Genomic DNA, 18,541 nt, shown 5'->3' with positions numbered 1-18,541 from the left:
GACGATCGGGACGTCGAGGCTGAGGTCGTGACCACCACCGAACACCGCCCCGCCGTGGCGCGCCCCGCGTCGCCCCGGGTCAGCCCGGCGCTGCTCGCCGCCGCGGGCAGCTGCTGCGTCGCCCTGTCGTCGGTGTTCATCAAGGTGTCCGGGACCAGCGGCAGCACCAGCGCGTTCTGGCGCTGCCTGCTGGCGCTGCCGGTGCTGCTGGCGCTGGTGTGGTTGGAGCGCAGGCGCGGCACGGGGCGCCGCCGGGTGCTGCTGCCGCTGCTGGCCGGGGTCGGGCTCGGCGTGGACTTCGTGCTCTGGGGCGAGTCCATCGCGCGCGTCGGCGCCGGGGTGGCGACGGTGATCCTGTCGGTGCAGGTGGTCATCGTGCCCGCCGTGGCGTTCCTGGTGCACGGCGAGCGGCCGCCGAAGCGGTTCCTGGTTTCGGCGCCCGTGCTGCTGGGCGGCATCGTGCTGGCGGGCGGGCTGGCCGGGACGCCCGCGTTCGGCCCGGACCCGGTGCTGGGCGCGGTGCTCGCGCTGGGCGCGGGCGTCGGCTACTCCGCCTACCTGCTGCTGATCCGGCACAGCACCGGGCCCGGCGCGCGGGAGCACACGCTGTGCCTGGCCACGGTGTCCGCGGGCGTCGTCGCCGCGGCCATCGGCGTGCCCACCGACCGGCTGGACCTGACGCCGGGGTGGCCCGCCCTGGGGTGGCTGCTGGCGCTCGCGCTGATCGGGCAGGTCGTCGGGTGGGTGCTGATCTCGGCCGCCCTGCCGCGGATGTCCAGCTCGACCGGCGCGACGCTGATGCTGGTGCAGCCGGTGGGCGCGGTCCTGCTCGGCGTCGCGCTGCTCGGGGAGCGGCCGAGCGCGTTGCAGCTGGCGGGCTGCGCGGTCGTGCTCGGGTCCGTGGCGTTCGTCGGCAAGGCGCGGCGCTGAAGCGCCGCGATCCCGGCCCCGCGGCCCTCGTCGGCGGGCTCAGTCGGCAGGCTCAGTCGGCGGGCTCAGTCGTCGACGGGCTCGTGCGGCGCGTCCTCGGACTTGCCCCTGCGCCAGTACCCGCCGAAGTAGACGCGCCCGCGGTCGAGGCCCCGGTCGCGCACGAGGTGCCGGCGCAGGTCGCGCACCACGCCCGACTCACCGGCCAGCCAGGCGTAACCCGGTTCGTCCGGCAGCCGCGCGGCGCGCACCGCGGCCGCCAGCGCCGCGCCGTGGACCTCGCCGGCGCCGCGCACCAGCCAGCGCACGGACACCCCTGGCCCGCGGGCCAGGTCGAGGCGGTCGTCCTCGGTCGGCACCTCCAGGTAGACCTGCGCCACCGCACCCGGCGGGAGGGACTCGACGATGCCGCCGACCGCCGGCAGCGCGGTCTCGTCACCCGCGATCAACTGCCAGGCGGTGTCGGCGGGCGGCGCGTAGTCCGCGCCGAGCCGCGCGCCCTCGCGGTAACCGGGGAAGCGGCCGTCGGGGCCGTAGATCACCACGCGCTGCCCCGGCGCGACCCGGCCCGCCCACCGGGAGGCCGGTCCGACGTCGCCGTGCCGCACGAAGTCCACGTCGATCTCGCCGGCGCGGGCCGAGCGGATCGTGTAGGTCCGCATGACCGGTCGCTCCGGCTCCGGCAGCGCCCGGTAGCGGTCGTACCAGTCGGGCCCGGTCGGCACGCGCGGCCCCGCCTCGCCGTCCCGGGGCAGGAAAACCTTGATCCGCTGGTCGGGACCGCTGGACGTGATGTCGCGCAGCCCGGGGCCGCCGAAGGTCACCCGCACCAGGCTCCCGCCGATCCGCCTGACCGCCAGCACCTCCGCGTCGCAGTGGGCGTAGGGCTCGACCTCCGCGGCGGTGGACGTCATGGGCGCTCCCCTCTCGCCGGTCGGGCGCCGTCGTGGGCGACCTGCCGGAGAGGTTAGCCTAACCATAGTCGTTCGGGTGGTCCCCGGTTCCGCGAGGCGGGACCGGGGACCACCGGGCCGTCAGGCGGGGCTCTTCACCGTGAAGCCGACCCGCAGCAGCGCCGAGTCCCGGGACGACGGGCCGACGAGCAGCGCGAACTCCCCCGGTTCGACCACCCGGCGCCCCTCGGCGTCGACGATGGCGCAGTCGGCGACCGGGAGGTCGAGCCGCACCGTCGCGGTCTCCCCCGGTTCCAGGTCGACCTGGCGGAACGCCTTGAGCTCCTTGTCGGCCCAGCTGGCGGAGGTGACGGTGTCGCTGATGTAGGCCTGCACCGTCTCGCGGACGGGACGGGCGCCCGTGTTGCGCACGGTGACGGCGGCCCGGATTCGGTCGTCGGGCCCGAGGACCGCGGTCTCCACGCCGAGGTCGGCGTACTCGACCTCGGTGTAGGACAGGCCCTCGCCGAAGGCGAACGCCGGGTCCTGGGTGTGGTCGGCGTAGCGCGCGCCGTGCTGGCCCCGGACCTGGTTGTAGTAGATGGGCTGTTGGCCGACGTGGCGGGCGAAGGAGATCGGCAGGCGACCGCTGGGCTCGACGCGGCCGAGCAGCACCTCGGCGACGGCCTGCCCGCCCTTCATGCCGGGGTTGGCCACCCACAGCAGCGCGGCCGCGCCCATCGCCGAGGCGGGCAGCACCAGCGGCTTGGAGGCCAGCAGGACCACGACCAGCGGGGTGCCCGTCGCGGCGAGGGCGTCGAGCAGGGCGATCTGGCCGCCGACGAGGTCCAGGGTGGCGGTGGAGCGGCCCTCGCCGACCAGTTCGATGCGGTCGCCCACGACGGCGACCACGCAGTCGGCGTCGCGCGCGGCGGCGACGGCCTCGGCGATCAGGGCCTCGTCCGGCGGGCAGGGCACGACCACCTGCGGCCGGGGCTGGCCGTCGGGGAACGTGTCGCCCTCCGGGTCCGGGGCCAGGGAGAGGATGTCCGCGCCCCTGGCGTGGACCACCTCCCACCCGTCGGGCACGAGGTCGCGCAGGCCGTCGAGCACCGTGGTGATCATCTCGCGCGGCTGGCCGTCCGGCAGCCAGTCGGCCTGCCCCGACGAGCCGGCCCAGTCCCCGAGCTGGGTCTGGGCGTCGTCGGCCAGCGGCCCGACGACCGCGACCCGGCGGGGCCGGTCCCCACCCGCCAGCGGCAGGGCGCCGTCGTTGCGCAGCAGCACCAGCGAGCGCCGGGCCACCTCCAGGTTGAGCGCGGCGTGGTCGGGGTGGTCGATCACGGTCCGCTGCCGCTCGGCGTCGGGGTGGCGGGGGTCCTCGAACAGGCCCAGCTCGAACTTCAGGGTCAGGATGCGGGCCACGGCCCGGTCCAGGTCGGACTCGGCGAGCAGGCCCAGCTCGACCGCTTGCAGCGCGCCCTCGAAGAAACCCGGCGTGGTCATGATCATGTCGTTGCCGGCGGTGACCGCCGCAGCGGCGGCGTGGGCGTAGTCGGGCTGCACCCGCTGCTCCCACACCATGCGGCCGACGTTGTCCCAGTCGGTGACCAGCGTGCCGGTGTAGCCCCACTCGCCGCGCAGCACCTCGTCGAGCAGCCAGGAGTTGACCGTGATCGGCACGCCGTCGGTGGTCTGGTAGCCGAGCATGAAGGTGCGGCAGCCCTCGCGGGCGACCCGCTCGAACGGGGGCAGGAACCAGGACCGCAGCTTGCGCCGCGACAGGTCGGCCTCGCTGGCGTCCCGGCCGCCCTGCGTCTCGGAGTAGCCCGCGAAGTGCTTGGCGGTGGCCAGGATGGCGGTGGGGTCGCCGAGCCCGTCGCCCTGGTAGCCCCGCACCATCGCCGAGGCCAGCTCGCCGATGAGCACCGGGTCCTCGCCGAAGGTCTCGTCCACCCGGCCCCACCGCAGGTCGCGCGCGATGCACAGCACGGGCGAGAAGGTCCAGTGCACACCGGTGGCGGCCACCTCGACGGCGGTGGCCCGCGCCACGCGCCCGACCAGGTCGGGGTTCCACGTCGCGGCCATGCCGAGCTGGGTGGGGAAGATCGTCGCGCCCTCGTGGAAGGAGTGACCGTGGATGCAGTCCTCGGCGACCAGCAGCGGGATGCGCAGGCGCGTGCGGGCGGTCAGCTCGTGGGCGCGCACGACCCGCTCCGGCGAGGTGTGCAGGATCGAGCCGACGTGCTTGTGCAGCACGTGGTCGTCCAGGTCCTCCCGCGAGTCCAGCTGCATCATCTGCCCCACCTTCTCGGGCAGGGTCATGCGTTCCAGCAGGTCGGCCACTCGCTCCGCGACCGACCGGCCGGCGTCGAGGAAGGGCGCGTCATGATCCATGTGGTTCTCCGGTGTGTCCAGGCCACGGCGAATGTATCGCCACGGCACGTGCGGCGGCTGCGCGTGCGCGCGGATGTGGTCGAGGAGGGCAGGTGCGGGACCCGGTACCGGCGCAAGGGGCCGGAGCGGTGGGGGCGCGAGCGGCGGGTCACGGCACGGGGACCGGCGGGCGAGGGCCGCCCGGATGGGGGCCGGCCAGGCGAAGACCGAGCGCGGCGGCGTGCTGCCCGGAGAGGCTCCGCCCCGGCGCAACCAGCCCCCGTGCGCCCGGCGCCGGCAGGACCAGCCGTTGCGCAGCCGGTCCCGGCGCAGCCGGCCCTGGCTCAAGCAGCCCCGACACGTCCCGTTCCACCACGGGGTGCCCCACGCGGCCCGGCTCAGCGGGCATGTCGGCCGGACGGCGCCATCGCCTCGGCGATCCGGCGGCGCACCCCGGTGAGACCGCGACCGCGCTCGACCACCGCACGCGGGGTCCGCTCCGGCCGGCGTCTCTCGGTGGTGCTCTCCACTGGACTCCAGTCACTGGTCGGGGCGCCGGGGTGACCGGGGCTCCACAGGCCGTTCCGCCAGGCGCATGGGAGCGCTCCCATGACCCGGGAGAGCGCTCTCCCGCCCCACGTGGACGACCTCGTGTCGAGTTTTCGGGTGTTCGCGGCCCGCCATTCCCCCACGGACGTCGCGCACACGAGCGTACCGCTTCGCGCACACCCCCGTACACACGACGTGCGCAGGTCTGCCGGGATCCGGTACTCGCCGCTCCTACCGGGAATCCCGGCCCGCGCGGGCCCACCACTCGCGGTGCGCAGGACGCTTGGCCGCGCACCGCGATCTTTATCGGCAATGTCCCGATGTTGCAGTTGATGCCCCGGGAACCGCTGGAGCGCGCCGGGGAGCGGCCGTTCGACCCCGCACCCGGGTTGGCGGCGCGGCATCGCGGTGGAGCACGTCGAGGCCGTGAAGGCCGACGGGACCGCGGCCGACCTCGCGACCGCGTACGCGCCGACCCTCCGGTCGCCGGTCATCTGCGAACTGCTCGGCGTCGACGGCGTGCACTCCCCGCCGGTGACCTGGTCCCGACCCGGCTCAGCGGGGCCGGTCCCGGCGGGCCGGGGCCGGCCCCGTCGAGCCGCGCACGACCAGCGTGGTGGACAGCTCCAGGTGCAGCGCCTCGGGCCGGTGGCCGTCCAGGACGCGCATCAGCTGGGTGACCGCGAGGCGGCCCATCTCCCGCAGCGGCTGGCGGACCGTGGTCAGCGCGGGCCGCGTGGCGCGGCTCAGGTCGATGTCGTCGAACCCCGCCACGGACAGGTCCTCCGGCACGCGCAGCCCCCGGTCGAACGCGGCGTGCAGCGCGCCCACGGCGAGCTTGTCGTTGAAGCAGGCGATCGCGGTCGGCCGGTCGGGCAGGTCCAGCAGCTCGCCCGCGGCCCGCAGCCCCTCGGCCGCGGTGGGCTCGACGTGGTGGACCCGGTCGGCGGCGGGCAGCACGCCGACCCTGGCCAGCGCGGCGTGGTGGCCCGCCGTGCGCGCGTCGCCCGCGAGCCACTCCTCCGGGCCCGCGATCACGCCGATGTCCCGGTGCCCCAGCTCGACCAGGTGCGCGGTCAGTGCGCGCGCGCCGGAGAAGTGCGCGGCGGACACCGCGGCCACGTCCGGCGGCGGTGGCGTGCGGGGGTCGACCACGACGAACGGGAAACCGCGCCGGGCCAGGGCCACGAGCCGGTCACCGTCCTCGGGTGGCAGGACGAGGACCGCCCCGGCCACCCCCGGCTCGTCGGGCAGCCCGGCGAGGGTGTCGGCGTGCTGCGACGACTCGCCCGCGTCCAGCACCACGCGCGCGCCGTGCAGGCGCAGCGCCTCGGCGATCGAGGAGACGATCAGGCCGAAGTAGTCGGTGAGCACGTACGGGCACCGCACGTGGACGGTGCGCGGCCCGCCGTCCTCGGCCCGCCGCCGCTCGACGGCCCGGAGCACCAGCTCGCGGGTGCGCGGGGAGACGTTGACGTGGTCGTTGAGCACGCGCGACACCGTGGCGATGGACACGCCGGTCTCCGCCGCGATATCGCGGACCCTGGCCCGTCGCCGATCGGTCTCCACGTGATCACCATACTCCTGACCAGGGCCTTGACGTGCGGCAGTGGTGGCGTGTTCCATTCCGGAACAAGTTGTTCCAACATGATTGCTCTTCTGTTTCACGAAGTGGGTGGCTGATGAGGAGAACCGTGCGCGGCGTGGCGGCGGTCATGACCGCGGTGGCCTTGACCTGCGGTGGCGTGGTCGCCGCGCAGGCGAAGGGCCCCGACCGGGCCGCCGTGGAGGCCCGCGTGTGGGTCACCGCGGCCGACCGGTCCGAACTGCTGGCCGAGCGCCCGCGCGTCGCGTTCGGCGCCGAGCCGTCGACGCACCCGACGATCGTGGTCGACCCCGACCGCGCCTACCAGGCGGTCGACGGCTTCGGCGCCTCGATCACCGATTCGTCGGCGGCCCTGCTCGCCGACCTGCCGCCCGCCGTGCGCGCGGAGACCATGCGCCGGCTGTTCGACCCGGTGCGCGGCATCGGCGTCAGCTTCCTGCGCCAGCCGATCGGCTCCTCGGACTTCACCGCCGAGGCCGAGCACTACACCTACGACGACGTCCCGGCCGGGCGGACCGACTTCGCCCTGCGGCACTTCAGCATCGACCGCGACCGCGCGCGGGTGCTGCCGCTGCTGCGCGAGGCCAAGCGGCTCAACCCGGCGCTGAAGGTCATGGGCACGCCGTGGAGCCCGCCCGCGTGGATGAAGACCACCGGCTCGCTCGTCGGCGGCCGGCTCAAGGACGAACCGGGGATCTACGACGCCTACGCCCGGTACCTGGTGAAGTTCGTCCAGGCCTACGCGGCGGCGGGCGTGCCGATCGACTTCCTGTCGGTGCAGAACGAGCCGCAGAACCGCACGCCCGACGCCTACCCCGGCACCGACATGCCGGTCGCCCAGCAGGTGAAGGTGATCGAGGCGCTGGGCCCGAAGCTCAAGCTCGCCGGCCCGCGCACCAAGATCCTCGCCTACGACCACAACTGGGCCACCCACCCCAACGACGTCGCCGCCACCCCGCCCGGCTCCGACCCGGAGACCGACTACCCGTACGAGGTGCTGCGCGGCAGGGCGTCCCGCTGGGTCGCCGGCACCGCGTTCCACTGCTACTACGGCGACCCGAGCGCCCAGACCGCGCTGCACGAGGCGTTCCCGGACAAGGGGATCTGGTTCACCGAGTGCTCCGGCTCGAAGGGCGTCACCGACCCGCCGGCCAAGGTCTTCCGCGACACCCTCACCTGGCACGCCCGCAACGTCGTCATCGGCGCCACCCGCAACTGGGCGCGCTCGGCGGTGAACTGGAACATCGCCCTGGACAGCACCGGCGGCCCGCACAACGGCGGCTGCGGCACGTGCACCGGCCTGGTCACCGTCCAGCCCGACGGCTCGGTCACCGCGGACGCCGAGTACTACACGATCGGCCACCTGGCGAAGTTCGTGAAGCCGGGCGCGAAGCGGATCGCCAGCACGTCGTTCGGCACCACCGGCTGGAACGGCCAGGTCATGGACGTCGCGTTCCGCAACCCCGACGGCTCGACCGCCCTGGTCGTGCACAACCAGAACGACGACCCGCGCACGTTCGCGGTCAACGTCGGCAGCCGCACCTTCGAGTACACCCTCCCCGGCGGCGCGCTGGCCACGTTCACCTGGCCGCGCAGCGCGGCGCTGCGCACCACACTGGACCGGGTGCCGCTGGAGGGCGCGACGGCCACGTCCCCGCTCGGCGAGGACCCGGGCCTGGCCGTGGACGACGACGCCTCCACGCGCTGGAGCACCGGCGCCGCGCAGGCGGCGGGCCAGCACCTCCGGATCGACCTGGGCGGGCGCGAGGTGTTCCGCCGGGTCGCCCTGGACAGCGGCGGCGCCCTGGGCGACTTCGCGCGCGGCTACGAGCTGTCCGCGAGCGACGACGGGCGCACGTGGCGCACCCTGGCCACGGGGACCGCGAACGGTCAGCTGACCACCGTGGACGTGCCGCTCACCAGGGCGCGGCACCTCCGGATCACCGCGACCACGGCCGCGCCGAACTGGTGGAGCCTGGCCGACGTCCGGCTCTACCGCTGACCGGTCGGGAGGCCACGTCACCCGACGAGCGGGACGCCCCGTTCCGCCTCTCCCGCGGAAGGGGCGTCCCGCTCGTCGGCTAGTCCTTCCCCCTCGCCGGCTCCGACGGCCACCAGGTGCGCCGCCCCACGTCCACCACCAGGGCGGGCACCAGCAGCGACCTCACCACGAAGGTGTCCAGCAGCACGCCGAAGGCGACGATGAACGCGAGCTGCGCCAGGAACAGGATCGGCAGCACCGCCAGCGCCGAGAACGTCGCCGCGAGCACCACCCCCGCCGAGGTGATCACGCCGCCGGTCACGGTCAGGCCGCGCAGCACGCCCTCGCGCGTGCCCAGCTCCGCCGCCTCCTCGCGCACGCGCGTCATGAGGAAGATGTTGTAGTCGATGCCCAGCGCGACCAGGAACACGAACCCGAACAGCGGCACGACGGGGTCCGCGCCGGGGAAGTCGAACAGGCCGTTGAACACCAGCGCGGACACGCCCATGGTGGCCGCGAACGACAGCACCACCGTGGCGATCAGCAGCAACGGCGCCAGCAGGGACCGCAGCAGCAGCGCCAGCACCAGGAAGATCACCAGGAGCACGATCGGGATGATCACCAGCCGGTCGCGCTCGGAGGTGTCGCGCGTGTCGAGCTGGGTGGCGGTGGGCCCGCCGACCTTCGCGTCGGCGCCCGGCACCGCCCGCACGGCGTCGCGCAGCCGCTCGACGGTGGCCAGCGCCGCCTCGGAGTCGGCCGGGTCGGTCAGCACGGCGTCGATCCGGACCAGGCCTTGCGCCTCCCCGGCGGGCCGCACGGCCGACACGCCCTCGACGCCACCGGCGACCTCGGTGACGGCCGCCGCCCGGTCCGCGTTCGCCAGCACGATCGCGGGCGCGCCGCTGCCGCCGGGGAAGTGCCGCGACAGGACCTCCTGCCCGGCCACGGAGTCGACGTCGGTGAGGAAGACGTCGGACTGGGCCGTGCCGGACGCCTTGAGCTGCGGCAGGAAGGCCACGCCGACCAGCAGCACCAGGGTGGTGACCACCCACGTGGCGCGCGGCCGGGCGGAGACGAGGCCGGCCACCCGCGCCCACAGGCCGCTCGCCTCGGGGTGCGGCGAGCCGAGCTTCGGGCGCAGCGGCCAGAACGCGGTGCGGCCGAGCAGCGCCAGCGCGGCGGGCAGGAAGGTCACCGACGCCAGGAACGCCGCGCCGATGCCGATGGCGGCCACCGGGCCGAGGCCCTTGTTGGAGTTGAGGTCGCTGAACAGCAGGCACAGCACGCCGAGCACGACCGTGCCCGCGGACGCGGCGATGGGCTCGATGGTGGCGCGCCAGGCGACCCGGACGGCCCGGTACCGGTCCTCGGTGTCGCGCAGCTCCTCGCGGAACCGGGAGACCAGCAGCAGGGCGTAGTCGGTGGCCGCGCCGAAGACGAGGATGAACAGGATGCCCTGGCTCTGGCCGTTGAGGTCGATCACGCCGCCGTCGGCCAGCAGGTACACCGCCAGGCTCGCCAGCCCCAGCGCGAACACGCCGGACAGCAGCACCACGAAGGGCAGCAGCGGGCTGCGGTAGACCAGCACCAGGATCACCGCGACGACCGCGCCCGCGACGAGCAGCAGCAGGCCGTCGATGCCGCCGAACGCCTCCTTCAGGTCCGCGACCTGCGCGGCGGGCCCGGCGACCAGCACGGTCAGCCCGTCGGGCGGCGCGGTGAGCAGCGACCGGAGCTCGTCGACCGCGGCGGCCGGGTCCTCCGGGTCGACCGCGACGACCACCTGGGCCGCCTGGTCGTCCCGCTCGGACGGGATGACCGGGGACGCCCGGCCCGGCCAGTCCCGGCCGCCGAGCCAGTCGCGGTCGGCCTGGGTGAGGCCGGAGGCGCGCTCGGCGACCACGACCGCGGGCAGGCCCTGGCCGTCGTCGAAGGCCCGCACCCGCTCGGCCACCTCGGTGGCCTCGGCCGAGGCGGGCAGGAACGCGGTGTTGTCGTTGACCGAGACCTCGCCGAGCTTGCCCGCGAAGGGGCCGGAGAAGCCACCGAGGGCGAGCCAGGCGACCGCGACGAGGGCGGGGAGCAGCCAGCGGGTGCGGGAACGGGTGGCGTGCACGGGAGAATGTCCTCCGGACCAACTTAGTTCGACGATCGGATGGTTCGATCGTCGAAATGTTAAGGAGAGGGCGCATGGTCGACAACTCGATCTTGGTCAGGTTGCTGCGGCAGCTCACGGTCGAGAGCGACCGGTTCGCGGAGCTGTTCGGCGAGCGGCAGCGCATGCACCGCACCGACCTCAACGCGCTGGCGTTGATCATGGACGCGCGGTGGACCGGCGAGCCGATGTCGCCGAGCAGGCTGGCCGAGGCGATGCACCTGAGCGCGTCCGCCACCACCTCCGTGCTGGACCGGCTGGAGGCGTCCGGGCACGTCGAGCGCACCCGCAGCACGCACGACCGGCGTAAGGTCGAATTGCGTGTGTACGACAAGGCGCTGGACCTGGGGCGCGCCTTCTTCACCCCGCTCAACGAGGCGCTGACCCAGGCCTGGGAGGGGTTCGACGACGCCGAGAAGGAGGTCGTCGCGCGCTTCCTCGCGGCCAGCATCGAGGCGACCGCGTCCGTGCGGGCCGGCCTGGTCGAGTGATCCGGCTCTCACCCGCCAGCAATTCACCCGCTGTGGAAAAATCTGGGTACGCTCGAACCAGTGAAGATCCTCTTTTCGAGCCTCGGCTCGCACGGGCACACCTACCCGCTGATCCCCCTGGCGATCGCCGCCCGCGAACAGGGCCACGAGGTCGTCTACGTCACCTCGGAGACGTTCGCGAACGTCTTAAAGCCGCATGACGTCGAGCACGTCACCGGCGGCCTGGACATCGGCGCGGCGTTCGCCGCCGCCACCACCTCCCCCACCGCCGCCCTCGGCGACGCGCGGCCCCACGACGTCGACCCGAAGCAGATCGCCAGGATGTTCGGCTACGTCATGCCGCGCGCCTTCGCGACCGACCTCGCACCGGTCATCGCCGACCGGCGGCCGGACCTCGTGGTGCACGAGGTGGCCAACATCGGCGCGGGCCTGGCCGCGCAGGTGGCCGGCGTGCCCGCGCTGTGCCACGGCTTCGGCCGCATGTGGGTGGGCGAGGAGGTCCTGACCGACGACGCCGTCGCCCTGATGCGCCAGGTGGCCGAGGAGGTGGGCGGGCGGGTGCCCGACGAGCACCCCATGCTGCTGGGCAACCCGTACCTCGACGTCTGCCCGCCGTCGGTGCAGGAGCCGGGGTTCCTGGCCACCGCGAACCGGGTCGAGCTGCGGCCGGTGCCCTTCGCCGAGCCCGGTGAGCTGCCCGCGTGGGTGACCGGGCACCGCGAACCGCTGGTCTACCTGACGCTGGGCACCGCGTTCGGCGACGCCGGGGTGCTGCGCGCCGCGATCGCGGGCCTGGCCGCGCTGGGCGCGCGGGTGCTGGTCGCCGCCGGCCCGACCGTGTCGACCGACGCGCTCGGCGAGGTGCCCGACAACGTCGTCGTGCTGCCCTGGGTGCCGCAGGCCGACCTGCTGCCGCACGTGGACCTCGTGGTGCACCACGGCGGCAGCGGCACCACCATGGGCTCCTTCGGCGCGGGCGTGCCGCAGCTGGTCCTGCCGCAGGGCGCCGACCAGTTCAGCAACGCCGCCGCGGTGACCGCGGCGGGTCTGGGCGACCAGCTGCTGGGCGAGCAGGTCACCGCCGAGGCGGTGGCCGAGGGCGCGCGGCGCCTGCTGGCCGACGAGGCCGTGCGCGACGCCGCGAGGGCGATCGCCGCCGAGGTGGCCGCCATGCCGTCGCCGCACGAGGTGGCGGCCACGCTGCCCCGCTACGCCTGAACGACGCGCGAGGGGGGTCGATCCGCCGGCACGAGCCGGCCCCCGACCGGTAGCACGGCGGCGAGCCGGAACCCGCCGCCGTGCGACTCCCCCGCGGTGAGGTCGCCGCCGAGCACCGCCAGCCGCTGCCGCAGCCCGGCCAGCCCGTGCCCGGTGGACAGGTCGCGCCGGGGCTCCCCCTCGCCCCCGTCGTCGACCACCTCGACCTCCACCCGGTCACCCGACCAGGTGAGCCGGACCTCGGCGCGGGCGCCCGCGCCGGCGTGCTTGGTGACGTTGGTCAACCCCTCCTGCACCACCCGGTACACCGCGAGGTCCACGCCCGGCTCGACGGCCCTCGGCTCGCCCACCACCCGCAGCGCCACGTCGACGCCGACCGCGCGGACCGGGTCGAGCAGCCGGGGCAGGTCGGCCACCCCGGACCGGGGCTCCTCCGGCCCGTCGGTGCGCAGCACGGCCAGCATCCGGCGCAGCTCCTCCATCGCCTGCTCACCCACCTGCCCGATGGTGTCGAACACCCGCTCGGCCCGCGCCGGATCGCGGTGCAGCGCGCGCCGACCGCCCGCCGCCTGGAGCACCATCACGGTCACCGCGTGCGAGACGACGTCGTGCAGCTCCCGGGCGATGCGGGCCCGCTCCCCGGCCACCGCCTGCCGCGCCTCCAGCTCCCGGCGCGCCTCCAGGTCCTTCGCGTGCTCCCGGCTGGTCCGCACCCACCGGCCGGCCACCCACGTGGCCAGGGGCAGGGCCATCAGGTACACCGCCGCGAACGCCTCCACGACGAGTTCTTCGACGCTCTCGACCTGGATGGTCCTGGACACGATCCGGACGGCGCACGCCAACCCGCCCGCCAGCGCGGCGACCGCGACCTCCTTCCGGCAGCTCACCGCGACGGAGAACAGCGCGAGGTACACCACGAGCGCGGGCCGGAAGTGGAGGCCGGTCAGCGGTTCCACCAGCACGGCCAGCACCAGCACGACGGCGAACGCCGCCGCGGGGTGCCGCCGCCGCACCAGCAGGGCCCCGAAGACCAGCCCCAGGTACCCCACCGCGGTCCAGAACCTCGGGTCGTCCGCCCGCAACGGCACGGAGGAGTACAGCGTGAGGTCCATCGCGCAGGCGACCGCGGCGAGCACGGCGTCCACGAGGACGGATCGGGCACGACCGAGCGTCATCCCCTGCAGCGCAGGCACCCCGGCACGCCGTGCTCGGCGCAGACGCCCGGGCCCGGGAGGTGGGGAGGCCGCGCCGGCGGCCGGTCGGGCGTCTCCGGGTCCTGGTCCACCGACCGGCCGGGACGGCGGTCCTCCTCCGGGGACGGGGCCCCGCTCGAACTCCGGTCCGCGGCGGCAGAACGTGCTTCCGACATCATTACCCCCTCGATTGGTCCGTTCGGGCCGACACCGAGGAAAGCAGCCCGCGACGGACCAATCGTCCAACCTCGGGTGGACCTTTGGGGGTCCCCGCCCAGGATTACCACTATCCAGTGACAACCCGGTCGGGTGAGGCGGCGAGGTCGGCGAAGTCGAGCACCCGGTCGGCCACGGCCTCCAGCAGCGGCCCGTCGTGGGAGATGGCCAGCACGCCGATGCCCCGGGCGCGGACCTCCGCCAGCAGCAGGCGCCACACCCCGGCCTGGGTGATGGCGTCCAGGCTGGCGCTGATCTCGTCGGCGACCACGAACCGCGGTCCGGCCAGCAGCGCCCGCGCCAGGTTGACCCGCTGCGCCTCACCGCCGCTGATCTCGTGCGGGAACCGGTCCAGCAGCTCGGGCGGCACGAGGGCCGGGTCGACCGCCCCCGCCCCCGCGCCCGCCTCGGCGAGCACCGCGCCCACCTTCCACAGCGGGTCCATGGCCAGGTGGGCGTGCTGGTGCACCACCTGCACCGGGTTCGGCCGCCCGGCGCGGCGGTCGGGCCGCGGCGGCGCGCCGTCGACCTCGACCCGGCCCCGCTGCGGCCGGACGAGCCCCGCGAGCACCCTGCCCAGGGTGCTCTTGCCCGCGCCGCTGGGCCCGTGCAACCCGACGACCTCGCCCGGCGCGACGGTCAGCGACGCGCCGCGCACCACCCACGGGCCCCGCCTGCCGTAGCGGAACCAGACGTCTTCGGCGAGCAGGGTCACGGGTCCTCCGGCAGGTGGAAGCCGTTGGCGGGCAGGGCCCGCCACAGCGCGCGGGTGTACGGGTGGGACAGCGCCGCGCCGTCGTCGCGGAAGTCCGCCGGGCTCGCCTCGTCCACGGTGCGGCCGTCCCGGCAGATCACCACCCGGTCGGCGACCTCCAGGGCGGCGGTCAGGTCGTGGGTGATCAGCACGACGGCCCGGTCCTCGTCGGCGATGCGGCGCAGCTCGGCCAGCACCGCCCGCACCGCCTCGGGCGGCAGGCCGGGCGTCGGCTCGTCCGCGAGCACCAGCGCGGGGCTGCCCAGCATCGCCATGGCGGTCAGCACGCGCCGGACCATGCCGCCGGACAGCTCGTGCGGGTGCCGGCGCGCCACCTCGGGCCCCAGCCCCCGGTCCGCGAGCGCCACCGCCGCGGCCACCCGGGGGTCGGGCCTGCGGGCCAGCGCCGCCGAGCGCCGCACCTGCCGCCCGACCGGCGTCACCGGGTCCAGGAACGTCACCGCCTGCGGCAGCAGCGCGACGCCGTGCCCGGCCCGCGCGCGGCGGGCCGCCGGGTCCAGCTCGACGCCGTCGAGGCGGACCACGCCGCTCTCCTCGGCGTTGGGCGGCAACATGCCGAGCACGGCGTGCGCGAGCAGGCTCTTGCCCGCGCCGCTCGCGCCGACCAGGGCGACCAGCTCACCGCGGTCGGCGGTCAGGTCCATCCCGGACAGCGCGACCACCGTGCGGCGGCGCAGGCCCCGCTCGTACTGGTGGAACGACACGGCCAGCGAGGAGACTTCCAGCAGCGGGCTCACAGGTGGTGGCTCCTCGGGTTCAGCAGCGCGCGCAGGTTCTCGCCGATCCCGTCGACCGCCTTGACCACCAGCAGCAGGCACAGGCCGGGCAGCACGGCCAGCCACCACGCGCCGGCGGACAGGAAGCGCATCGACTCGGCCAGCAGCACGCCGATCGACGGCTCGGCCGGGTCGACGCCGAGGCCCAGGAAGGACAGCGCCGCCTCGTGCAGGATCGCGTGCGGGAACAGCAGCACCAGGCCGACCAGGAACTGCCCGACCAGGTGCCCGGCCACGTGCCGCCGCGCGATCCACCACGGGCTCCGGCCCAGCTGCGCGGACACCGTGATGAAGTCCGAGCCGACGACCTGCCGGGCCTGGCCGCGCAGCACGCGGGTCAGCGTCGGCCAGTGGGTGACCGCGACCGCGATGACCACCGCCTCCGTGCCGCCGCCCAGGGCGAACGCCAGCAGGATCAGCAGCACCAGGTGCGGCAGCGCCAGGAACAGGTCGACCAGCCAACCGACGACCGCGTCCACCTTCGGCCCGCCGACCGTCGCCGCGCAGGCCAGCACGAGCGCGATCAACGCCGACAGCGCCGCCGCCGAGGTGCCGACCACCAGGCTCAGCCGCAGCCCGGCGAGCACGCGGGCCAGCACGTCCCGGCCCAGCCAGTCGGTGCCGAACCAGTGCTCGACCGACGGCGGCCGGTTGCGCGCGGACAGGCCGGTGGTCTGCGCGGCGTCCTCCGCGAGCGTGCCCGCGACCACCACGGCCAGCACGAGCAGCGCCGACGCGCCCAGGTAGGCGAGGGTGCGGCCGCGGCGGTCCAGGTGCGGCAGGACGGCGGTCACGTGCGACTCCTGGCGTCGGCGAGCGCGGCCCGCGGGTCGACGGCGGCGTGCGCGCGGTCGCCGATGGCGTTGCCCGCGAACACGAGGACCGTGGTGAACAGGGCGATGCCCAGCAGCAGGGGCACGTCCTGGCCCAGAGCGGCGGTCGTGGTGGCCGCGCCGAGGCCGGGGTAGGAGAACACCTGCTCGGCCAGCACCGAACCGCCGAACAGCTCGCCGAGGGAGCCGAACTGGAGCAGCAGCGCCGGTGCGGCGGCGTTGCGCACCACCCGGTGCAGCACCAGGCCGAGGCCCCGCTCGCCCTGCGCCCTGGCGAACGCCACGTGGTCGCTGCCCATCGCCTCGATCACGGCCTGCCGCGTGTGCAGCACGACCGGGGCGACGCCCACCACGCTGAGCGTGATCGCGGGCAGCGCCAGGTGGTGCAGCCGGTCGAGCAGCGAGACCTCGGCGGCGGGCACGCCGATCGGCACCGCGCAGCACACCGGCGCCCAGTTCAGCGACACCGCGAAGGCGTACAGCAGGAGCAGGCCGACCCAGAACGTCGGCGCGGAGGCCAGCGCGTAGGACCACCAGGTGATCACGCGGTCGGCCCAGCGGCCCTGGCGCACGCCCGCGACCAGGCCGAGCGCGAAGCCCAGCAGGCCGGACAGCAGCCAGGCCAGCGCCATGAGCGCCAGGCTCGCGAGGAACTTGTCGCCGATGACGTCCAGCACCGGCTGGTTGAACGTGGCCGAGAAGCCGAAGTCGCCGCGCACGAGGTTGCCGAACCAGGACAGGAACCGCTCGGGGGCCGGGTCGTCCAGCCCCCAGCGCTCCGCGATCAGCGCCCGCTGCTCCGGGCCGATCGCCGCCACGTCCGCGCCGACGTAGGCGGCGACCGGGTCGACCGGCGAGTTGACCATCAGCGCGAAGGACGCCACGGCCACCGCGGCGAGCAGCAGCGCCAACCGCGTCAGCCGCCCGGCGGCGCCGCGCAGCAGGCCGGTCAGCACGTCCAGCGCCAGCCGGTGATGCCCCAGGTGATCGGCCAGCCGTGGCCGTGCGGTTCGACCTGCGCGGGACCGACGTCCAGGCAGGAGTCGACGAAGTAGGTGTGGTCGAGGTTGACCAGCCAGGCCCACGCCGCGTCGGCCGCCGGGCCGAACCCGCGCTGGGCGGCCTTCCAGTGCGGGATGGCCTCGTCGGCGCCGGTGGCGGCCATCGCCGCGCCCAGGGCGGCGTCGACCTCGGCGTTGGCGTAGAAGCCGGGGTTCCAGCTCTCCACGCCCGCCTGCTCCGACGAGTACAGGTTGTGCATCTCGGTGGGGTCGTGGCTGCCCCAGCCGAACAGCACCGCGTCGGCGTGCATCCGGGTGTAGATGACCTCCCAGCTCTCGCCCTCGGGGGTCACGGCGATGCCGACGGCCTTGAGCATGTCGGCCGCGGCGAGCGCGAGGCCCTGCCGCAGGGAGTCGGTCGCCGGGTAGAGGAGGGTGAACCCGGCCTCCACGCCGTCGCGCTCGCGGGTGCCGTCGCCGTCGGCGTCGCGCCACCCGGCCTCGTCGAGCAGGCGGCGCGCGGCCTCGGGGTCGTTGTCGGTGACCGCGGTGGCGGGCTCGTACCAGGGCAGGCCGTCGACCGGGCCGGTGGCGGGGCGGCCGTACCCGTTGAGCACGCCGTCGACCAGGGCCTCGCGGTCCAGGGCGGTGTTGACCGCGCGCCGCACCGCCAGGTCGGAGGTGACGTCGTTGCCGATGGGGTTGCCGTCCTCGTCGGTGCGGCCGTCGGCGGGCTGGTAGGGGAACATGATGCCGCGGTTGTCGACGGACTCGACCCGGTGCAGCTCCATGCCGGGCATCTGGGTGGAGGCCAGCGAGGAGGGCAGCGCGGCCACGTCGACCTGGCCGGAGCGGGCCGCGGCCAGGGAGGCGTCCTCGCCGGTGAAGACGAACACGACGCGCTCGAAGGCGGGCTTCGCGCCGTAGTAGTCGTCGTTGCGCCGGACGATGAGCTGCTGCCCCTCGTCCCACTGCTCCAGCACGAACGGGCCGGAGCCGACGGGTTCGCGCGCGTAGTCGGGCCCGTGGGCGTGCTCGGGCACGATGCCCAACGACACCAGGCGGTTGACGAAGGTGCTCTGCGGCCGGCTCAGGCGCAGCTCCACGGTGTCGTCGTCGACGGCCACGGCCTCCTTGAGGACGGTGACGTCGGTGAGGCCGCCGCTCTTGGCGGCCGTGGTGAAGGTGTAGGCGACGTCGCGCGCGGTGACCGGCCGCCCGTCGGTGAACCTGGCGTCGGCGCGGACGTCCACCGTCCACACCAGACCGTCGAGGCTCACCGAGTGGCCGGTGGCCAGGTCGTTGGCGATGCCGAGGTCGGCGTCGCGGGTGAGCAGGGTGGACTGGAACAGCGGGTTGCCGTAGCGGCCCCAGCCCAGCGTCGGGTCGTAGCCGTCCTCGGACTCGCCGCCGATGGCCAGCCGCAGCTCGGTCGGCGCCGGGCCGCCGGTCTCGGCGCCGCTCGAACAGGCCGTCGCCGCAGTCGCCGCGACGAGCACGACGGCGGTCAGCCGCCTGGTGATCCCACGCACCCACTTGCCCCTC

Annotated in this window: 14 protein-coding genes; 4 read left to right on the top strand and 10 right to left on the bottom strand. The window is 74.9% G+C overall.

Going from position 1 to position 18,541, the window contains the following annotated elements:
• The first annotated feature begins 27 nt into the window (after positions 1 to 27).
• Entirely contained in the window at positions 28 to 930 is a 903-nt protein-coding gene (locus ABD223_RS31895; protein WP_344040437.1) for a DMT family transporter, read from the top strand.
• Positions 931 to 995: 65 nt separating this feature from the next.
• Here ABD223_RS31895 and ABD223_RS31890 read toward each other — a convergent pair whose 3' ends face one another.
• The 3 genes from ABD223_RS31890 to ABD223_RS31880 all read right to left on the bottom strand — a co-directional run bounded on the left by ABD223_RS31890 (position 996) and on the right by ABD223_RS31880 (position 6,317).
• Complete coding sequence (locus ABD223_RS31890) at positions 996 to 1,844, bottom strand: siderophore-interacting protein (RefSeq protein WP_344040362.1); 849 nt, start codon at positions 1,842 to 1,844, stop codon at positions 996 to 998.
• A 120-nt stretch (positions 1,845 to 1,964) separates the two neighbouring features.
• Positions 1,965 to 4,220, bottom strand: coding sequence for an exo-beta-d-1,3/1,6-glucosidase (locus ABD223_RS31885; protein ID WP_344040361.1), 2,256 nt, complete (start codon positions 4,218 to 4,220; stop codon positions 1,965 to 1,967).
• Positions 4,221 to 5,303: 1,083 nt separating this feature from the next.
• Positions 5,304 to 6,317, bottom strand: coding sequence for a LacI family DNA-binding transcriptional regulator (locus ABD223_RS31880; RefSeq protein WP_344040360.1), 1,014 nt, complete (start codon positions 6,315 to 6,317; stop codon positions 5,304 to 5,306).
• Between the two features lie 113 nt (positions 6,318 to 6,430).
• Here ABD223_RS31880 and ABD223_RS31875 point away from each other — a divergent pair, with 113 nt between their 5' ends.
• The gene (locus tag ABD223_RS31875; protein WP_344040359.1) at positions 6,431 to 8,356 is read left to right on the top strand and encodes a glycoside hydrolase family 30 beta sandwich domain-containing protein; all 1,926 of its coding nucleotides are present in this window, start codon (positions 6,431 to 6,433) and stop codon (positions 8,354 to 8,356) included.
• A gap of 79 nt (positions 8,357 to 8,435) precedes the next feature.
• Here ABD223_RS31875 and ABD223_RS31870 read toward each other — a convergent pair whose 3' ends face one another.
• Positions 8,436 to 10,454 carry an MMPL family transporter gene (locus ABD223_RS31870; protein WP_344040358.1) on the bottom strand — a complete coding sequence of 673 codons (2,019 nt, stop codon included), beginning with the start codon at positions 10,452 to 10,454 and terminating at the stop codon, positions 8,436 to 8,438.
• A 74-nt stretch (positions 10,455 to 10,528) separates the two neighbouring features.
• Between ABD223_RS31870 and ABD223_RS31865 the strand changes: the two genes are divergently transcribed.
• Positions 10,529 to 10,984 (top strand): MarR family winged helix-turn-helix transcriptional regulator, encoded by a 456-nt coding sequence (locus ABD223_RS31865; RefSeq protein ID WP_344040357.1) that lies wholly within the window; start codon positions 10,529 to 10,531, stop codon positions 10,982 to 10,984.
• A 60-nt stretch (positions 10,985 to 11,044) separates the two neighbouring features.
• Positions 11,045 to 12,202 (top strand): glycosyltransferase, encoded by a 1,158-nt coding sequence (locus ABD223_RS31860; RefSeq protein WP_344040356.1) that lies wholly within the window; start codon positions 11,045 to 11,047, stop codon positions 12,200 to 12,202.
• On the opposite strand, the gene ABD223_RS31855 is transcribed toward ABD223_RS31860, so the two are convergent.
• The 6 genes from ABD223_RS31855 to ABD223_RS31830 all read right to left on the bottom strand — a co-directional run bounded on the left by ABD223_RS31855 (position 12,193) and on the right by ABD223_RS31830 (position 18,528).
• Positions 12,193 to 13,377 carry a sensor histidine kinase gene (locus ABD223_RS31855; protein WP_344040355.1) on the bottom strand — a complete coding sequence of 395 codons (1,185 nt, stop codon included), beginning with the start codon at positions 13,375 to 13,377 and terminating at the stop codon, positions 12,193 to 12,195. The genes ABD223_RS31860 and ABD223_RS31855 overlap by 10 nt on opposite strands.
• A gap of 304 nt (positions 13,378 to 13,681) precedes the next feature.
• Positions 13,682 to 14,326 (bottom strand): ABC transporter ATP-binding protein, encoded by a 645-nt coding sequence (locus tag ABD223_RS31850; RefSeq protein ID WP_344040354.1) that lies wholly within the window; start codon positions 14,324 to 14,326, stop codon positions 13,682 to 13,684.
• Positions 14,323 to 15,123: an ATP-binding cassette domain-containing protein gene (locus tag ABD223_RS31845; RefSeq protein ID WP_344040353.1), complete on the bottom strand. Its 801-nt coding sequence runs from the start codon at positions 15,121 to 15,123 to the stop codon at positions 14,323 to 14,325. The genes ABD223_RS31850 and ABD223_RS31845 overlap by 4 nt, the downstream gene beginning before the upstream one ends.
• Entirely contained in the window at positions 15,120 to 15,956 is an 837-nt protein-coding gene (locus ABD223_RS31840) for an ABC transporter permease (protein ID WP_344040352.1), read from the bottom strand. Before ABD223_RS31840 ends, ABD223_RS31845 begins: the two co-directional genes overlap by 4 nt.
• The gene (locus tag ABD223_RS31835) at positions 15,953 to 16,951 is read right to left on the bottom strand and encodes an ABC transporter permease (protein ID WP_344040351.1); all 999 of its coding nucleotides are present in this window, start codon (positions 16,949 to 16,951) and stop codon (positions 15,953 to 15,955) included. Before ABD223_RS31835 ends, ABD223_RS31840 begins: the two co-directional genes overlap by 4 nt.
• The gene (locus ABD223_RS31830; RefSeq protein WP_344040350.1) at positions 16,945 to 18,528 is read right to left on the bottom strand and encodes an ABC transporter substrate-binding protein; all 1,584 of its coding nucleotides are present in this window, start codon (positions 18,526 to 18,528) and stop codon (positions 16,945 to 16,947) included. Before ABD223_RS31830 ends, ABD223_RS31835 begins: the two co-directional genes overlap by 7 nt.
• Positions 18,529 to 18,541: the final 13 nt, after the last annotated feature.

Origin of the sequence: Saccharothrix xinjiangensis, from assembly GCF_039527585.1 — a bacterium.
Classification (GTDB): Bacteria; Actinomycetota; Actinomycetes; order Mycobacteriales; family Pseudonocardiaceae; genus Actinosynnema; species Actinosynnema xinjiangensis.
The sequence above is the reverse complement of the archived record's forward strand: the minus strand, read 5'-3'. Positions and strand labels throughout refer to the sequence as shown.